Source organism: Streptococcus sp. HMSC071H03 (genome assembly GCF_001813035.1).
Lineage (GTDB): Bacteria > Bacillota > Bacilli > Lactobacillales > Streptococcaceae > Streptococcus > Streptococcus anginosus.
The window spans coordinates 63,280-79,710 of the sequence record NZ_KV811142.1; the positions used below are offsets into that span (position 1 = coordinate 63,280).

Below are 16,431 nucleotides of genomic sequence, written 5' to 3' on the forward strand. Positions count from 1 at the left end.
AAGCTGACAGATAAAAATCTTTAGACATGGTTGCTTCGTAGAGATCTTCTCCGTGAAATTCTACCAGACTGCCATTTTCAGCAATAAAAATTATCTCATCTCGCACATCCTCAAATAGCTTTTCTAATGACAGCAAACCACGCCCACTGGCTACTGCAAAATAGATGCCTTTTTCTTTAAAACGGAGCAACAACTGCTTCAGTCGAACCATATCAAACTGCCCTTTGTCATCTAAAAAGGTGCCGTCCATATCTGTCGCAACTAATTTTATATTCATTTTACATACTTTCTAAATCTTTTAATTTTACGGAGACAATCTTTGACACACCGGACTCTTGCATGGTTACTCCATAGATAGAGTCTGCTGCGGACATCGTTCCTTTACGGTGTGTTACCACGATAAACTGGCTGTCCTTGTCAAAGCGATTGAGATAGTCTCCGAAACGTTTGACATTAGCTTCGTCAAGTGCAGCTTCCACCTCGTCCAAAATGACAAATGGTATCGTCTTGACACGGATAATGGAGAAGAGTAATGCCAAAGCTGACAGAGCTTTTTCTCCTCCGCTCATCAGATTGAGCGACTGAATTTTCTTACCAGGTGGTTGTACTGAAATTTCTACCCCCGCAGTCAGCAGGTCACCTTCGGTCAAAATCAAGTCCGCTGAACCACCGCCAAACATCTGTCTGAAAGTCACTTTGAAGCTCTCACGAATAGCTTCAAAGGTTGATTTGAAGCGGTCTTTTACTTCGTCATTCATTTCTTCGATGGTTTCCAAAAGTAGATTTTTCGCAGAAAGTACGTCATCTCTTTGAGTATTGAGGAAATGCAGTCGTTGACTGACTTCTTCAAATTGCTCTACCGCATCAAGATTGACTGGTCCTAAAGCTCGGATAGTTTTTTCTAAGTCCTTGACCTTAGTTTCAGAAACCGCAAGATTTTCTAGTGGACGAGCCTGTTTACTAGCTTCATCAAAAGATATTTGATAGTCATCTGTCAAATTCGTCAAAAGGCGTCGAAGGACATCTGCAATCTTATCTTTTTCAGCTTCTGCCTTGGCTTGACTGCGAATCAGATCCTCATTTTGCTGGCGGGCTTGTTCCAGATGACTAGTAAGATCCTCTGCTTGCCCTTCCAAATCGTCCAGTTCAAACCGACACCGAATATTGGCTTGGTTCAAAGCTGTCTTTTCTTGTATAGCCTGTGTTAATTGCTCTTCTAAAACAGCAATATCCACTTTTAAAGCGGTCTCTTCCTTTTGCTCCATTAGAAATTGTAAAGTAGAAATCTCTTTTTCCAATTCAGATTTTTCATTGGACAAACGTGTGAGATCCGTCTGAACGTAACGCTGATGCCCCGTCAGCTCGGTACGAGCCAAACGAAGCTCAGATAAGTGGGCTGTTAGCTTGTCTAAACGGGCTTGAACAGCATCTTTATCTGACTTAATCTGCTCAATCTCGGCTTCTGTTTCAGATTTCTCTTGCTCAATTTCTGCAAGGCGATTAACCAATCGTTCCTTTTGTTCCGCCATGTCAGGAAGAACTTCACGAGATAGCTCTCTTTCTTGCAGCGCTAAGAGCTCAGATAAATCTTCAACCTGTTTATGTGTTTGCTCATAAGCCATTTGAGCCTTTTGCTCTGCTAATCGAGCTTCCTCACCACTTGCTTTTATTTCTTCTAACAGACTGTTGGCTTGGCTTAGCTGTGTGTGCAAATCCTCCACTTGCTTTTCTTGCTCGGCTAATGTTACATTCTTCTCAGAAAGTTCCTTTTGCAAAGCATCCAACTCCGGCTTGATGAAAATTGTATTGTTATTTCGATTAGCGCCACCTGCATAAGAACCGCCTGTCCGTAATTCTGTTCCATCCAGCGTGACAATTCGTACTTGATACCGAACTTTGCGAGCAGCTGCTCGCGCATTTTCTACCGTATCAAAAATGGCTGTTGTACCTAGCAAATTTTGGAAAATATGCTCTAAACTCTTATCATAGCTCACCAAAGACGAAGCCAAACCAAGAAAACCAGTGCTTTTTTCAATGCTTCCTTGATGATGATCTGGTAAATGCCGCGCTTTAATCGTTGTCAGTGGCAGAAAAGTTGCCCGTCCTGTTCGATTGCGTTTCAGAAATTCAATTGCTCGTGTCGCAGCTTGTTCGTCCTCTACGATAATATGCTGGCTACTTGCTCCAAGTGCAATTTCAAGTGCTGTCTGATAATGCGAATCAAAGCTCAGTTTTTCACTAACAGCACCGATAATACCGCCCAGGAGCTCTGCTTCTTGAAGAACACTTTTCACCCCAGCATAGAAATGACTGTGATTTTTCAGAATAGCTTCTAAACTACCAACACGCGCCTTTTTATTTTTTACATCATCCATTAAATCAAACATTGCCGTTTGGTTTTGCTGATAATTCGTTTTTACAGCTTGAACTTGCTTTAGCTGTGCCTGATAATCTGTCAGTAACTGCTGAACCGACTGCCGATCTGTTTCTAAATCTTCCAGTTGACTTTGCTCGTTGATTTGAAGATTCTTTAAATTTTCTTTTAACTTAGCAAATTCTGCTTGTTTGCTTTCAGATAATTGTAATTCGTTGGCTAAGCGACTTTCTAAAGCAGTTAAGTCATTGGATAAGTCCGCTTCTTCTTGCATCAATTGGACAAATTCAGCACGTAATTTTTCAATCATCTGGTCAGGATCGTCCGAAAATGCCTCAATTTCAGCTTCTAATTTATGAATCGCTTGTTGATTTTGTTCCAATTTTACAGCAAAATCAGTCAACTGCTCGTCTTTTCCCTGCCATTCTGTTTGAACCGCCTCTAATTTTTCTGTCAATCCTTTCAGGCGTTCCTCATTTTCCTTCCGACTGTTGGCAGCTTGACTAGATTCTAATTTGGAAACTTCGATTTGGCGTTCTAAGTCACTGATGAGGCGTGTTAGTTCAAGCAAACTCGCTTGGTCATCTGCCATTTGTTTTTGCAAATCATGGCGTTTTTCTTTCAGAAGAGTATTTTCTTGCTCTAGCTGGTCACGTTTGCTGTAATAAGCAGACAAAGATTGCTGAATCCCCACAAGCCGTTCTTCAGTATCATTCAGCTGTGTTTTATTTCCCTTTATTTGAGCAATCAATACATCCAAATAAAGAGCACGGCGTTCCTCATCCAATTTCAAAAACTGCTTAGCTGTCGTAGCTTGCTTTTCAAGAGGCTTCACTTGACTATCGAGCTCATAAATAATGTCTTCCAGCCGATCTAGATTATCTTGTGTTTGGCTGAGCTTACTTTCAGTCTCCTTGCGCCGCGTCTTGTATTTCAGTACGCCAGCCGCTTCTTCAAAAATGACACGGCGCTCCTCTGGCTTGCTATTGAAAATTTCTTCCACCTTTCCTTGGGAAATAATGGAAAAACTATCTCGCCCAAGCCCTGTATCCATAAACAAATCATGAATATCTCGCAAACGTACCTTCTTGCCGTCTATTTTATACTCGCTATCTCCACTACGATAAATATGACGCTCCACACGAATCTCATCTGCAGCTTGCTGGATGAAACGGTCTTTATTGTCCAAAACGACAACAACAGAAGCATAATTCAGTGGTTTGCGAGTTTCAGTCCCCGCAAAAATGACATCTGGCATTTTCCCGCCACGAAGACTTTTAATACTGGACTCCCCCAGTGCCCAACGCAGGCTTTCAGTAATGTTACTCTTTCCTGAGCCATTTGGTCCAACGACTGCTGTCACTCCCTGATCAAATACTACCTTGGTCTTATCTGCAAAAGATTTGAAACCTTGAATTTCAATTTCTTTTAAATACATGAATGACTTTCCTTTTCAAATGCATTTTTAGCAGCTTCCTGTTCTGCTAATTTTTTAGAGCGTCCTTGCCCTTGTCCAACCGTTCTGCCATCAACAGAAACCGATACAGCAAATTCTTTGGCATGAGCTGGGACGGACTCAGAGATGACTTGATAGACAATCTCGACATCACCATTGACTTGGAGCAGTTCTTGTAGCTTGGTCTTGTAATCAACCACCTGCTCAAAGTCTCCAACTTCTACCTTTGGAATCATGACTTGATACAGGAAGTTTTTGACCGCTTCCACTCCCTTATCTAGCAACAAAGCTCCTAAAAAGGCTTCAAATAAATCCCCAAGAATGGTATCCCGATTACGCCCACCTGACTTTTCTTCGCCACGACCTAATTTGATAAATTGATCAAACTGGCAATCTCGACTAAAACCAGCCAAACTCTCTTCGCGTACAATGGTTGAGCGAAGTTTTGACAAGTCCCCTTCTGGTTTTTTCGGATATTTTTTATAAAGATATTCTGAAATCAATAATTGCAGAACAGCGTCTCCTAAAAATTCCAAGCGCTCATTGTGTGAAATGTTTAAGAGGCGGTGCTCATTGGCATAGCTAGTGTGTGTAAAAGCTGTCTCCAGCAACTTTTCATCTTGGAAGACAATTTCAAATTGCTGACTTAAAACTTTATGTAAATCTCTCATTTTTTCTCCTTTCAAGAAGAACTTTTTCTTTTAATACTTAATGAACATCAAAAATTTAACAATCACCTCCAGCTGTCTCCCAGACAATTGGAACTAGAAAGCAAGCTGCGGGGGAGCAAAAGTTCAAGTAGAGCTTTTGAAGTTGCAGGTGTAATCAACGAAGTCAGCAACAAAGAGTACAGCAAGGTTGGCAAAAGTTTCGCTTTCCTTCTTTGCCACCTCTCACAGTCACCCGAACTGTGAAATCCGACGAAGTTTGAAGAGATCTTCACAGAGTATAAAATGAAAACAAATTCTCTATTATTATATCAAAAAAATCCTTGATACTCCAACGATACCAAGAATTTGATAGGAAAAGTTCACCAGAGATGAAATGAATTTTCATTCTTTATCTAGAATGACTTTGAATAAATAATACGTCATAAAAAGGGTTAAGGTAGCTAAAGCAAACTTCACCCAGATAAGAGGTGCAAAGAAGATAGAAATTCCCATTAGAATATAAATGGAAATAAGAATTTTTCTTTTACGCTCCCGAGCAATAGCACCTATTTCGCGAAAGTCCGCCACATAGATTTGATACAACTTAGTATGGTATAGCTATTTTTCAAATCGTTTGGAAGAGCGTGAAAAGCATGCAATCGCCAACAGTAAAAAGAGGGGGTGTCGGTAATAGCGGTAAAGCAACTCCCAAAAGGGCTAATCCTACTGAAATAAAACCAATCATTAAGTAAAAAATTCGCATTCTTTCTCCTAAATATTTGTTAAAGGTGTCGCCGTATCTGGCGATGTATCACAAATATGAAAATCATGCTCAACCGCCAAATCAGCCTGTGCCAATTGATTGACCATTGTGATATGAGCCAATTCTTTGGTATTGTTTTCTTTGCTAAGATGACCTAGATAGATTTTCTTAGTGCGATAACCCAACGTACGAATCATGGTTTCTGCCCCGTCATCATTCGACAAATGTCCTTGGTCAGATAAAATCCGCTGCTTCAGGCTCCAAGGATAAGCTCCGCTACGAAGGATTTCAATATCATGGTTGGACTCAATCAAATACCCGTCCGCATTTTCAATAATCCCCGCCATACGATCGCTAACATAGCCAGTATCCGTCAGTAGAACAAAACTTTTATCATCTTTCATTAGTCGGTAAAATTGCGGCGCAACCGCATCATGACTAACACCAAAACTTTCAATGTCAATATCGCCAAATGTCTTGGTTTTTCCCATTTCAAAAATGTGCTTCTGACTAACATCAATCTTCCCAAGCGCTACTTCCATAGCATTCCATGTTTCTTGATTGGCATAAATGTCTAAATGATATTTCCGTGCCAAAACGCCCACACCATGGATATGATCCTTATGCTCATGCGTTACCAAAATGGCATCCAAATCCTCTGGTTTACGGTCAATTTCACTCAATAAGCTAGTAATTTTCTTCCCAGACAAGCCCGCATCAATCAACAACTTCTTCTTTGGAGTTTCTAAATAAAAACAGTTACCGGTAGAACCTGACGCTAAAATACTATACTTAAATCCTTTCTCGCTCATGGCTATCCTTCTAATTCATCTTCTTCCCAATCATCATCTTTGACAGCTTCTTTGTCATATGGCAGAACGATTGTAAACGTCGAGCCTTTGCCGTACTCGCTCTTTGCCCAGATAAAGCCGTTATGTTGCTTGATAATCTCTTTGGCAATGGCTAAGCCCAGTCCGGATCCACCTTGGGCGCGACTTCTTGCTTTGTCTACACGATAAAATCTATCAAAAATTTTCGGCAAATCTTTTTTAGGAATTCCTAAGCCTTCATCTGAAATCGACAAAATCATTTGGGTATCCGTCGTTTTCATACTGACCGTAATTTTACCACCGTCAGGAGAATATTTAATGGCATTGTTGATAATATTATCAATCACCTGTGTCATCTTATCTGTATCAATTTCGACCCAAATAGAGTTAATCGGATAATCTCGTATAATTTCATACTTTTTATCATCATTCTGGCTTCTGATTTTATCAAAACGGTTCAAAATAAAGGTGATAAAAGCTGTAAAATTCGTCAATTCAATATCCAAATGACTGGTTGCATTGTCAATACGTGACAAACTCAGCAAGTCCGAAACCATGCGCATCATCCGATTTGTCTCGTCTAATGAAACCTTGATGAAATCCGGTGCGACTGGTTCTGATAAGGCACCTTCATCTAGTGCTTCCAGATAAGACTTGACACTGGTCAAGGGAGTACGTAATTCGTGACTGACATTCGAAACAAACAGTCTCCGCTCACGCTCTTCTTTTTCCTGCTCCGTTGTATCGTGTAACACTGCAACCAGCCCTGAAATAAAGCCTGATTCTCGCCGAATCAAGGCAAATCGAACACGTAAACTTAAAAACTCTCCATTTTCATCCTGCGAATCAATGGTCAATTCTGGAACTTTCGTAATCAAGTCTCGTAAGTCATATTCGTCTTCGATATCCAACAGTTTTAAGATATTCATCTTTCGTGCTTCGGATTCTTTGACCCCCAACTGCTTGGTCGCCATATCATTAATCATGATAATCTGCCCACGACGATTGGTCGCAAGAACGCCGTCCGTCATATAGGATAAAATACTCGACAGGCGCTTAGTTTCTTGCTCTAAATTTTCATGCGTTAGACGGATTACCTCAGATAAATCATTGATACTGTTGGTAATATCCGTAATTTCTGGACCACCTTGTACATCTAAAATTTCTGAGTAATTGCCTGCAATTAAATCTTTTACTTTTTGATTCAATTGGCGAATACGAACGTTGTCACGCCTGTTTTCCAAGGAAAGCAAGGTAATCACCAAGATGAACCCTAAAATAAGTAAAACAAATACAAAGTCTTTTGATACAATAAATTGTCTAATATTATCAATCATTGTTTCTCATGTAATATCCAACGCCGCGCCGCGTTAAAATGTACTCTGGTCGGCTAGGAATATCCTCTATCTTTTCTCTCAAACGACGAATTGTCACATCAACAGTCCGCACATCTCCAAAATAATCATAACCCCACACCGTTTCTAGCAGATGTTCACGCGTCATCACTTGCCCGATATGCGTGGCCAAATGGTGTAGCAATTCAAACTCACGGTGTGTTAAATCTAATTCTTCGCCATGCTTTTTCACGACAAAAGCATCGGTCAAAATCTGCAAATCTCCAATCACAATCTCTGTCGGAGCAGCTTCTGCTTCTTGATTTTCAATTGTCAAATCTGTGCGACGCAAAATAGCTTTGACACGCGCCTGTAACTCACGATTAGAAAACGGCTTTGTCATATAGTCATCTGCTCCAATTTCGAGACCAATGACTTTATCAAATTCACTGTCTTTGGCAGAAAGAACGATGATGGGAACATTGCTCGTTTTCCGAATCGTTCGCGCCACCTCTAAGCCGTCCAGTTCAGGCAACATCAAGTCCAAAATCAAAATATCTGGACGTTCTGCTTCAAACATCTCTAACGCTTCGCGACCGTCGAAGGCAGTCACTACTTCATAACCTTCTTTTACCATGTTAAACTTTATAATATCTGAGATCGGTTTCTCATCATCTACAACTAATATTTTTTTCATTTTATTCACCTTTTTCTATCTTTTTATTATACCAAATTTTTCTTAAAATTTACCAATTCAACTCATAACACATCATTTCTTTACTTTACAAATTTAAAACAAATATGTTAAAAATATGACAGCAAAGACAGTCTTTTAAGTCTTTTATATCAAAAAATAGTCCAGACAAAAGCCTTAGACCATTCATTGAATTCTTAGGAAAAACTATGAAACGCAATACACCTGTCTTAACTTTTCACTGCTACTGTAGTAATTTCCTAAAGAAGCAAATGTTCGAGCTGCTTGATGTTCATTTACTTGTCTTTCTCCAGCAAAATATCCCATAACCTAACAGCGTCCCCAACAATAAACAGATAAAATAGGCTGCATGATACAGTAAAATCCATTCCTCAAAGGTCAGAATCGTCACAAAGAACATGAGCGTTGCTAAAAGCAAAAAACGGCAAGAAAAACCATATAGCCCAGCATAGACAACTGCTACAAGAAATGTTGCCAGCGGTGAATATATCAAAACATTATTTACCACCAAGCCCTTTCGTAACAATTCGTCCATCGGTATCATTTGAACAATTCCATAAAATAACAAATAGAAAAAGAGTAGTACGGCTAAAAAAGGAATATCGCGTTTCATTTTCCCACCTCGCTAGTTTTGGAATTTTATTTCAGGTATTTCTGTATATTTTTGATTTGTCGTTTAGATGCTTTAAACATTCGCGCTGATCCATTTACAGGAAGGGCAATTGCTTTTTTGGGAAGATAAATGACAGATTTTGCTAATCGCTTACTAACAGACTCCTCCGGATATAAATCATTGTTGAAATCTTTTGAAATGATTAAATCCAAATAAAATTCATAGACACGACGTCCAAAGTTTTCAGCAGAGATTTCGTATAATTTTGCAGCGAGACTTTTCTCATCCAAATCCGGTGTTGCAATAACAGCTTCCAAAATCGCTCCTGCCAAATCACGTTCTTCATAATAAAGCGTTCCAAACATTTTATCATTGATAACATTGTCTAGATAAGGATTTCCATGCGCAATAATCGGAGTGCCACTCGCTAGACTTTCTAAATACGTCAAGCCCTGCGTCTCACTCGTTGAAGCGGAAATAAAGAAGTCAGCTGCTTTATAATACAATGCGGTCTCACTTGGCGCAATCATTCCCGTAAAAACGACTGCATCTGTAATACCCAAGCGTTTGGCTTGTGCTTTTAAGTCAGATAAATACGGTCCATCTCCTGCCACTACTAATTTCACATCTGGATTTTCTTCCAAAACAGTCGGCAGAGCAGCTAAAACTGCCTGAATATTTTTTTCATACGAAACACGTGATAGGCTAAGCAACATAGTTTCTTGATTTGAAATGCCTAATTTTTCCCGTAAATCAGCCATGTTCTCACTAGTAATTTCTGGACGTTCAAATTTAGCCAATTCAATTCCAGTAGGAATAACACGTTTTTCTACTTTTACTTTGTATTTCATGAGCAAGTCATAAACAATCTCGCTCGGACAAATCACACCGTCTAAATCACTCATAAAACCGCGAACAATGTATTTGACCATGCTAGGACGAATGACCATGCCTTTAGCAATATAACGTACATAATCCTCATACTGTGTATGATAAGTATGAACAACTGGAATTCGCAGCTCCTTTGCAATCCAAACACCTAATAAACCCAAAGAAAATTCAGTCTGGGTATGAATAATATCCAATTGATATTGGCGAGCAATCTCTAAAGCTGTTGAAAAACCGCGATAAGCAATTCGCCGATCTTTAAAGGCAAAAAACGGCACGCTGGGAATTCGAATAATCTGCCAATCCTCATAACGATTGACATCCTTATCTGTCGTTGTAAAAATAAAAACAGTATGTCCAAGCTTTTCTAATTCTGTTTTTAAAGTACGAATACTCGTTGCCACTCCAGAAACTTGAGGAAAATAGGTATCCGTAAAAAGACCAATTCGCATGCTACATCTCCAATACTTCTTGATAAGCATCCACAAGTTTATAAGCCACATCATCAATTGAACGACTCTGCGCTACCTTATAGCCAGCTTCTCGCTTATCTACTTTACCATCCAAAATCTTTTGGATAGAGTCTACAAATTCATCTACATTATGCCCCAATTCAGCCGATTGCTCATCAATCCAGCCCTCATATACAGGAATATCCCGTAAAACGACATGTTGATGACTAGCCAACGCCTCTAGCACTACAATCCCTTCTGTCTCCTCATAACTTGGGAAAAAGAAAAGACTGCTACCACTCATAGCTCCTTCAAAAACGGCACCTTTAAAATAACCCGGGAATTCAACATTTTTAGGATGATTAAAAAGCACAAGATTTCTGATTTTCCGTGGAATGATCCATTTGTTAATACTGCCCAGCCAAATAAAGCGAACATCTGGCATTCTGCGTGCTACTTCTACAAAGTCTTCTATTCCCTTGCGTCTAAAATAAAGTCCCGCACAGACAACAACCTTGTCTCCTTCTTGGATATGAAAATGTTTTCTAAACACTTCTTCTTTATGTGGATCTTTTTGATATTTATGAAGGTCAATCCCATTAGAAACAGCCACAATTGGTGTTGTCACACCATAGCCCTGAATCAACTTTTTGGAGTATTCAGACGGTGTAATGATAAAATCCGCCATTTGATACATGTGAGCTAGATATTTCCCAAAAGCAGAGGCAAAAAGATTTGACCCAATAAACGAATTGCGAAAATCTTCCTTCGTTGAATGCCCATGCATAATCACTTTTTTTCCTTGCTTTTTTGCTTTGTGCAAAAGTCGCAAACTCCTAGGTCCATAGGTATTGATATGCACTACATCATAATCTCCTGAAGGATCTGTCGTGTAGGGAATCCCAGCCAGGTCTAGAGCTTTCATCTGATGTTGCAAAGCTCGTCCAATGCCTGATTTTTCCAAAACCGCTTTACCTTCTAAATACAGTAATACTTTCATGTCTTCTATTATACCCAAAAGATAGAAAAAATAAAACCACAAAGATATAAAGCCTCTTGAAAACAAAAATGTCTGGGACAATAACATCTCAGACATAAACTACTCTTATAATAAACGAGTAGCAAAACGATTGGACAACGAACTTAAAATTGAAAATTTCAAGTTCTGTCTAACTCTACTTACTTTCTTGTTGAACGGCGCTCAATAAGACCATGAGCTAATACCACTTCGCGTTCTTCTAGCTCTTCCTTGTGCATAATCTTAGTCAACATGCGCATACTAATCGCACCGAGGTCATACAAAGGCTGACCAATAGTCGTCAAATTTGGACGGGTAAAACGTGCTACCTGCGAATCATCACTAGTAATGATTTCAAAATCTTCTGGTATATTTACACCTTTGTCTGATAATCCATTTAACAATCCAGCTGCCAGTTCATCACCAGTCACAAAGGCTGCTGTAGCTTTAGAAGCAATGACCCGTTCTGCTAATTGATAACCATCATCATAGCTGTATTTTGACTCAAAAACCAATCCTTCACTATAGGTAAGTTTAGCTTTCTTCAAAGCTTCTTTGTAACCAGCTAAACGAATCTTACCATTGATATCATCCACCAAAGGTCCGCTTACAAAAGCAATTTTTTGATTATTTTTCGTAAGACATTCAACTGCATCCATGGTTGCTTGCTTATAGTCAATATTCACACTTGGTAATTGATGCTCCACATCAACTGTGCCTGCAAGCACAACTGGCGTCCGCGAACGAGAAAACTCGGAGCGAATCTTTTCTGTTAAATGATAGCCCATAAAAATGATACCATCTACTTGTTTTGAGAACAGCGTATTGACAACAGAAACTTCTTTGTCATCATCTTCATCACTATTGGCTAAGACAATATTATATTTGTACATCTCTGCGATATCATCAATTCCTTTTGCAAGCGTTGCAAAATAACTGCTTGTGATATTTGGAATGACAACCCCGACAGTTGTCGTCTTTTTGCTAGCTAAGCCACGCGCTACCGCATTTGGTCGGTAATCCAAGCGGTCAATCACTTCCAAGACTTTTTTTCTTGTATTTTCTTTTACATTTTTGTTTCCATTTACCACACGGCTAACGGTTGCCATCGAAACTCCCGCTTCACGCGCGACATCATAAATGGTTACTGTATCGTCTGTGTTCATGTTTCTTCCTTTCTATGTTGAAAATATCGTTTTCACATTCCTACCAAAATCATTTTATCACTTATTGGAAACACTTTCAAGCATTTTGATAACTTTTTGAAAAATCTTGTTCTTTAGGCAAATTTCTAGCAATTTTATCAATGATTTTACAAGAAAAATCTACCCAATCTGTGAAATTTTTGAAGCGACAAAAAAGTTCTTACTGTCCTCTTGATTTTTACTTGTTTTTTTGCAAAAATAGAGGAGTAGAAAGAAGGTAACAGAATGACCAAAATAAATCAAATTATTTCTTATTTAGAAACAGAGAAGACATATGTCGCCGTGGTTTCTGATCCTGTCACGATTAATTATTTAACAGGATTTTATAGCGACCCTCATGAACGCCAGATGTTTCTTTTTATTTTCACAAATCATGAACCACTGCTCTTTGTCCCAGCTCTTGAAGTAGATCGCGCTAGTGCGATTGTTGATTTCAAGGTTGTGGGTTATGTTGATTCTGAAAATCCATGGAAAAAAATCAGAGCAGCCTTGCCAGCTAGCAGTTTCCACAAAGTTGCTGTTGAGTTTGATAACTTGATTTTGACAAAATACAATGGATTGCGTACTGTTTTTGAACAAGCTGAATTTACAAACTTAACACCTTGTATCAATCGTATGCGTCTCATCAAATCATCCGATGAAATTAAGAAAATGTTTGTTGCTGGAGAATATGCAGATAAGGCTGTTAAGATTGGTTTTGAGACTATTTCTCTCGATAAAACAGAAACAGATATTATTGCTCAAATCGACTTCGGTATCAAGCAACTCGGATATGAGATGAGCTTTGAAACCATGGTTTTGACAGGTGATAATGCTGCTAATCCGCATGGCATTCCGGGTGCAAACAAAGTCGAAAACAATGCCCTGCTTCTATTTGACCTTGGCTGTATGGTCAATGGTTATGCCAGCGATATGACACGGACAGTTGCTGTTGGAAAACCAGATCAGTTTAAAAAAGACATTTACAATCTAACGCTTGAAGCTCAACGGGCAGCTCTTGACTTCATCAAGCCCGGAGTAACAGCTCATGAAGTAGACCGCGCAGCACGCGAAGTCATCGAAAAAGCCGGTTATGGTGAATATTTCAATCATCGTCTGGGACATGGTATCGGTATGAGCGTACATGAGTTTCCATCTATCATGGAAGGAAACGATATGGTTATCGAAGAAGGTATGTGCTTCTCTGTTGAGCCTGGAATTTATATTCCAGGAAAAGTTGGCGTTCGTATTGAAGACTGCGGTCATGTCACCAAAGATGGTTTTGAAGTCTTTACAAGTACAAGTAAAGATCTGCTCTATTTTGATTAAAATACTGAAAAAGAAGCTAAAATAGTTGATTTAAGGACTGAAGCCTGTATTGGTTTTGGTTCTTTTTATTTTGAACTCTAACTTTGTTGTAATCATCGCATTAACTAATTAACTCGTTTAGTAATTAAATCTGTTTTCAAATCTATAAAGCATCTTAACTTTTAACACACCAAAGAAAATTTTATTGTTCTTGATGCCAATTTCTTTTCATGTCATAAAAAGATGAAGAATTCTTTTCGACAAAAAATAATGACAAAATCAATTTTAAATATTGTTATATTCTATTCATAACTCATTTCATAAGAAAAAACTCCATAGTTGAATTTTTAGCCAACTATAGAGATTTGTAGAGCTACTTATTATAGCTTTTTACTCACTATGTACTATAAAAAAATCTTTTGACAAATAGCCTTTACCCGCCACCATATCATATTGAACAAGTTTCAGGTCTTCTGCAATTTGCCGCCCTTCCTCATCCAAATCTTTTTTATCAACACTTGCTTTGTGTAAAACTTCTGTTAATAAAGCATAATAAGGTGACACTTTTGAATTGGTTTGTTCTAATAATAGAGCTGTGAAGTCACTTGAATTTACAATCGGATAGTCCAATTTAGGTGTCTCATAATTACTCCACACAAAATAGTCTGTTAAATATTGACTCTCTGGATTATTTTTGAAAGCTGACTGTGGATAAAGCCCTGGTAAATGATCTCCATAAAAAACAACTGTAACTTTCTTATTGACTTTTGAAAGTTGATCAAGAAAATCTTTTGTGGCTACGTCCGTATGATACAATAAGCAAGTATAGTTACTTAATTGGTCGTTTTCCTCGCTAGAGAATCTATCGTTGCTTGTTTTTAATTCACTCGGTTCTTGCTCAGCCCATGGCGAATGATTTTGCATTGAAATAACAGAAAAGAATTGTCCGTTATCATTCATATTATTTAAAACAAACTGATAAGTTGATGCATCACTTGGATGATAACCTTCATTTTCATATTTAATATTTTTAGTATCTTGTGTAATAAAATCTTTAAAACCTAATTTTTCATAAATAACATTACGTGCATAATTTGTTGAGCTTTCTAAATGGATAGCAATTTTATTACTTTTATTATATTGATCACTAATCGAAGGAAATTTATTCATTTTTGGAACAACTTCAGTATAGATTACAGATACACTTTGAGAGAGATTATAAAAAGGCAAACCTGTTAATGTCTGAAACTCCATATTTGCTGTTTCACCACCATAGCCATCCGATTTCATGAGACCACTAGTTACGTTATTTTTAATTCCTTCAGTATTTGGAATCGGATTTTCACTAACAGATACACCATCTATGCGCCTAGGGTCGGCAAAACTTTCACTTAAAACATAAATTACTGTTTGCTTTTCAATAACCTCACTACGAGATTGATTCATGATATTAGTCAAAGATTTGTATTTTTTTCAATACTTTTAATTTTTTCTTGATTATATCCTTTGGGATATTGCATATTTTGGGTTGTAAGCTGATTAAGCCAAACAAAACTTAGAGATTTAAAATGAGCATGAGTCGTATTTCCCATCCATGTAATATCTTGATTATTATTAATTTTAGATAAAATTGGAATACCATTTACAATTTTATTATCTTTTTTATTTGAGAATATTAAATGAACAAACAAGCATGCTAAAATAATCATAGTCAATGATGTTATTTGATATCTTTTTGATGAAAAAATATTTTGTTTAAAAAGAAATTTTCTTAAGCCAATATAAAGAACTGATCCTACTAATAATAAAATCACAAGATATTTTATGTTATTTGGGCTAACAAAAGATAAAAGCACTTTGGGCGATAACAACCAAGCTAAATCACTCGGTAAAATTGGTTCACTTCGCATACGAAATTTCAAAAAATTAGCATAAGTAAAAATTGAAAGTATAGTAACTAATAATATGCTAGCTAGTAAAAATCTATTGAGTACAAAATAAATAAAGATAGTAATGCTATTGTTATAATTTGGAAACTAGTCGAACCTGGTAACGTATAAAGTCCCCAATAATCACCAACACCCAATCCCATACTCATTTGTATAAGTACATTAAAAAACAAGCCAAAGAAAATACTAACCACAATTGATGAATAAACTGTCCCTCTATTGTTTACAATATCTTCAATACCACGAATACTCAAATATATGATAAAAAGAACAAAAACCATAGCTAACGATGTTTCAAAAAAATAAGAAACCGTTCCAAACTGATTAAAGATTCCATCATTTGAAATAACCCAAGTTATTTTACTATCATTAATACAAAATAAAAGGAAAAATTGAGAAAGGAAAAAATTCTCATAGAGTGAATTAGTAGAAAATAAAAATGTAAGTTTATCAACATCAATTATTTTCTTGCCTCTCTTCCCTGGACTTATCATCCTATAAATAAATGTACTTAAAATAGAAATACTTAAAATTAAAAGAACTGGAAGCAAACTTTTATATTGCAGTAAATGATTTTTGTTAAAGCTCAAAATATTAAAGTTTGGATTATTAATATTCATTGATATGGTAACAAGATAAGAGAATATACAATAGATAATATGAATAAGTACTAATTTGAAATAAAATTTTTTACGAAATTTACAAAAGAATACACAAAGACCCAATATCAAAATGGAAAAATAGTATAAACTTTCAGGTAATATCCCAGAAAAAAATTCTACTTTTCGAGTAATTAAACTTCCTTGATCACTTCTTATCAAACTATAATTTCCTAAAATATAAAAAAGAAAAAATATAACTGCCAAATAGATATAATCAATTTTAATTTTTTTCATA

At 37.3% G+C, this 16,431-nt stretch carries 14 protein-coding genes and 1 pseudogene; 1 reads left to right on the top strand and 14 read right to left on the bottom strand.

The features are described from left to right. The 11 genes and pseudogenes from HMPREF2887_RS00705 to ccpA all read right to left on the bottom strand — a co-directional run. Positions 1-277, bottom strand: a 277-nt coding sequence (locus HMPREF2887_RS00705) for an HAD-IIB family hydrolase (protein WP_148131473.1), incomplete at its 3' end; no start/stop codon positions are given. A 1-nt stretch (position 278) separates the two neighbouring features. After that, positions 279-3,812, bottom strand: a complete 3,534-nt coding sequence (gene smc / locus HMPREF2887_RS00710; protein WP_057489615.1) for a chromosome segregation protein SMC — start codon at positions 3,810-3,812, stop codon at positions 279-281. Beyond that, positions 3,803-4,501, bottom strand: coding sequence for a ribonuclease III (gene rnc / locus HMPREF2887_RS00715; RefSeq protein WP_084740317.1), 699 nt, complete (start codon positions 4,499-4,501; stop codon positions 3,803-3,805). Before rnc ends, smc begins: the two co-directional genes overlap by 10 nt. A gap of 381 nt (positions 4,502-4,882) precedes the next feature. Further along, positions 4,883-5,243, bottom strand: a pseudogene (locus HMPREF2887_RS00720) (YbaN family protein). An 8-nt stretch (positions 5,244-5,251) separates the two neighbouring features. Further along, positions 5,252-6,055: an MBL fold metallo-hydrolase gene (locus HMPREF2887_RS00725; RefSeq protein ID WP_021001533.1), complete on the bottom strand. Its 804-nt coding sequence runs from the start codon at positions 6,053-6,055 to the stop codon at positions 5,252-5,254. A 2-nt stretch (positions 6,056-6,057) separates the two neighbouring features. After that, positions 6,058-7,410, bottom strand: a complete 1,353-nt coding sequence (gene vicK / locus HMPREF2887_RS00730; protein ID WP_021001532.1) for a cell wall metabolism sensor histidine kinase VicK — start codon at positions 7,408-7,410, stop codon at positions 6,058-6,060. Then, positions 7,403-8,104 (bottom strand): response regulator YycF, encoded by a 702-nt coding sequence (gene yycF, locus HMPREF2887_RS00735; protein WP_021001531.1) that lies wholly within the window; start codon positions 8,102-8,104, stop codon positions 7,403-7,405. The genes vicK and yycF overlap by 8 nt, the downstream gene beginning before the upstream one ends. A gap of 289 nt (positions 8,105-8,393) precedes the next feature. Then, the gene (locus HMPREF2887_RS00740; protein ID WP_021001530.1) at positions 8,394-8,735 is read right to left on the bottom strand and encodes a hypothetical protein; all 342 of its coding nucleotides are present in this window, start codon (positions 8,733-8,735) and stop codon (positions 8,394-8,396) included. Positions 8,736-8,761: 26 nt separating this feature from the next. After that, on the bottom strand, positions 8,762-10,075 hold the full coding sequence (locus tag HMPREF2887_RS00745; RefSeq protein ID WP_057489614.1) for a glycosyltransferase family 4 protein: 1,314 nt from the start codon (positions 10,073-10,075) through the stop codon (positions 8,762-8,764). A gap of 1 nt (position 10,076) precedes the next feature. After that, the gene (locus HMPREF2887_RS00750) at positions 10,077-11,075 is read right to left on the bottom strand and encodes an LTA glycolipid anchor biosynthesis glycosyltransferase, IagA/BgsA family (protein ID WP_021001528.1); all 999 of its coding nucleotides are present in this window, start codon (positions 11,073-11,075) and stop codon (positions 10,077-10,079) included. A gap of 179 nt (positions 11,076-11,254) precedes the next feature. Continuing rightward, positions 11,255-12,259, bottom strand: coding sequence for a catabolite control protein A (ccpA, locus tag HMPREF2887_RS00755; RefSeq protein WP_022526272.1), 1,005 nt, complete (start codon positions 12,257-12,259; stop codon positions 11,255-11,257). 264 nt (positions 12,260-12,523) lie between these two features. Between ccpA and HMPREF2887_RS00760 the strand changes: the two genes are divergently transcribed. Next, positions 12,524-13,606, top strand: coding sequence for a M24 family metallopeptidase (locus HMPREF2887_RS00760; RefSeq protein ID WP_003025164.1), 1,083 nt, complete (start codon positions 12,524-12,526; stop codon positions 13,604-13,606). 369 nt (positions 13,607-13,975) lie between these two features. On the opposite strand, the gene HMPREF2887_RS10010 is transcribed toward HMPREF2887_RS00760, so the two are convergent. The 3 genes from HMPREF2887_RS10010 to HMPREF2887_RS10020 form a co-directional block, all read right to left on the bottom strand. Continuing rightward, entirely contained in the window at positions 13,976-15,031 is a 1,056-nt protein-coding gene (locus HMPREF2887_RS10010) for an LTA synthase family protein (RefSeq protein WP_106079246.1), read from the bottom strand. 8 nt (positions 15,032-15,039) lie between these two features. Further along, the gene (locus HMPREF2887_RS10015) at positions 15,040-15,495 is read right to left on the bottom strand and encodes a hypothetical protein (RefSeq protein WP_051148114.1); all 456 of its coding nucleotides are present in this window, start codon (positions 15,493-15,495) and stop codon (positions 15,040-15,042) included. A 62-nt stretch (positions 15,496-15,557) separates the two neighbouring features. Then, a complete protein-coding gene (locus HMPREF2887_RS10020; protein ID WP_051148113.1) occupies positions 15,558-16,430 on the bottom strand; it encodes a hypothetical protein in 873 nt (290 codons plus the stop codon). Position 16,431 lies beyond the last annotated feature (1 nt).

Bases quoted from the DNA above. Each gene is read 5' to 3' on its own strand.
- HMPREF2887_RS00725 (WP_021001533.1), bottom strand. From the start codon at position 6,055: ATGAGCGAGAAAGGATTTAAGTATAGTATTTTAGCGTCAGGTTCTACC.
- HMPREF2887_RS00745 (WP_057489614.1), bottom strand. From the start codon at position 10,075: ATGCGAATTGGTCTTTTTACGGATACCTATTTTCCTCAAGTTTCTGGA.
- HMPREF2887_RS10010 (WP_106079246.1), bottom strand. From the start codon at position 15,031: ATGAATCAATCTCGTAGTGAGGTTATTGAAAAGCAAACAGTAATTTAT.
- ccpA (WP_022526272.1), bottom strand. From the start codon at position 12,259: ATGAACACAGACGATACAGTAACCATTTATGATGTCGCGCGTGAAGCG.
- HMPREF2887_RS00760 (WP_003025164.1), top strand. From the start codon at position 12,524: ATGACCAAAATAAATCAAATTATTTCTTATTTAGAAACAGAGAAGACA.
- HMPREF2887_RS00750 (WP_021001528.1), bottom strand. From the start codon at position 11,075: ATGAAAGTATTACTGTATTTAGAAGGTAAAGCGGTTTTGGAAAAATCA.
- HMPREF2887_RS10020 (WP_051148113.1), bottom strand. From the start codon at position 16,430: ATGAAAAAAATTAAAATTGATTATATCTATTTGGCAGTTATATTTTTT.
- HMPREF2887_RS10015 (WP_051148114.1), bottom strand. From the start codon at position 15,495: ATGCGAAGTGAACCAATTTTACCGAGTGATTTAGCTTGGTTGTTATCG.
- rnc (WP_084740317.1), bottom strand. From the start codon at position 4,501: ATGAGAGATTTACATAAAGTTTTAAGTCAGCAATTTGAAATTGTCTTC.
- vicK (WP_021001532.1), bottom strand. From the start codon at position 7,410: ATGATTGATAATATTAGACAATTTATTGTATCAAAAGACTTTGTATTT.
- smc (WP_057489615.1), bottom strand. From the start codon at position 3,812: ATGTATTTAAAAGAAATTGAAATTCAAGGTTTCAAATCTTTTGCAGAT.
- HMPREF2887_RS00740 (WP_021001530.1), bottom strand. From the start codon at position 8,735: ATGAAACGCGATATTCCTTTTTTAGCCGTACTACTCTTTTTCTATTTG.
- yycF (WP_021001531.1), bottom strand. From the start codon at position 8,104: ATGAAAAAAATATTAGTTGTAGATGATGAGAAACCGATCTCAGATATT.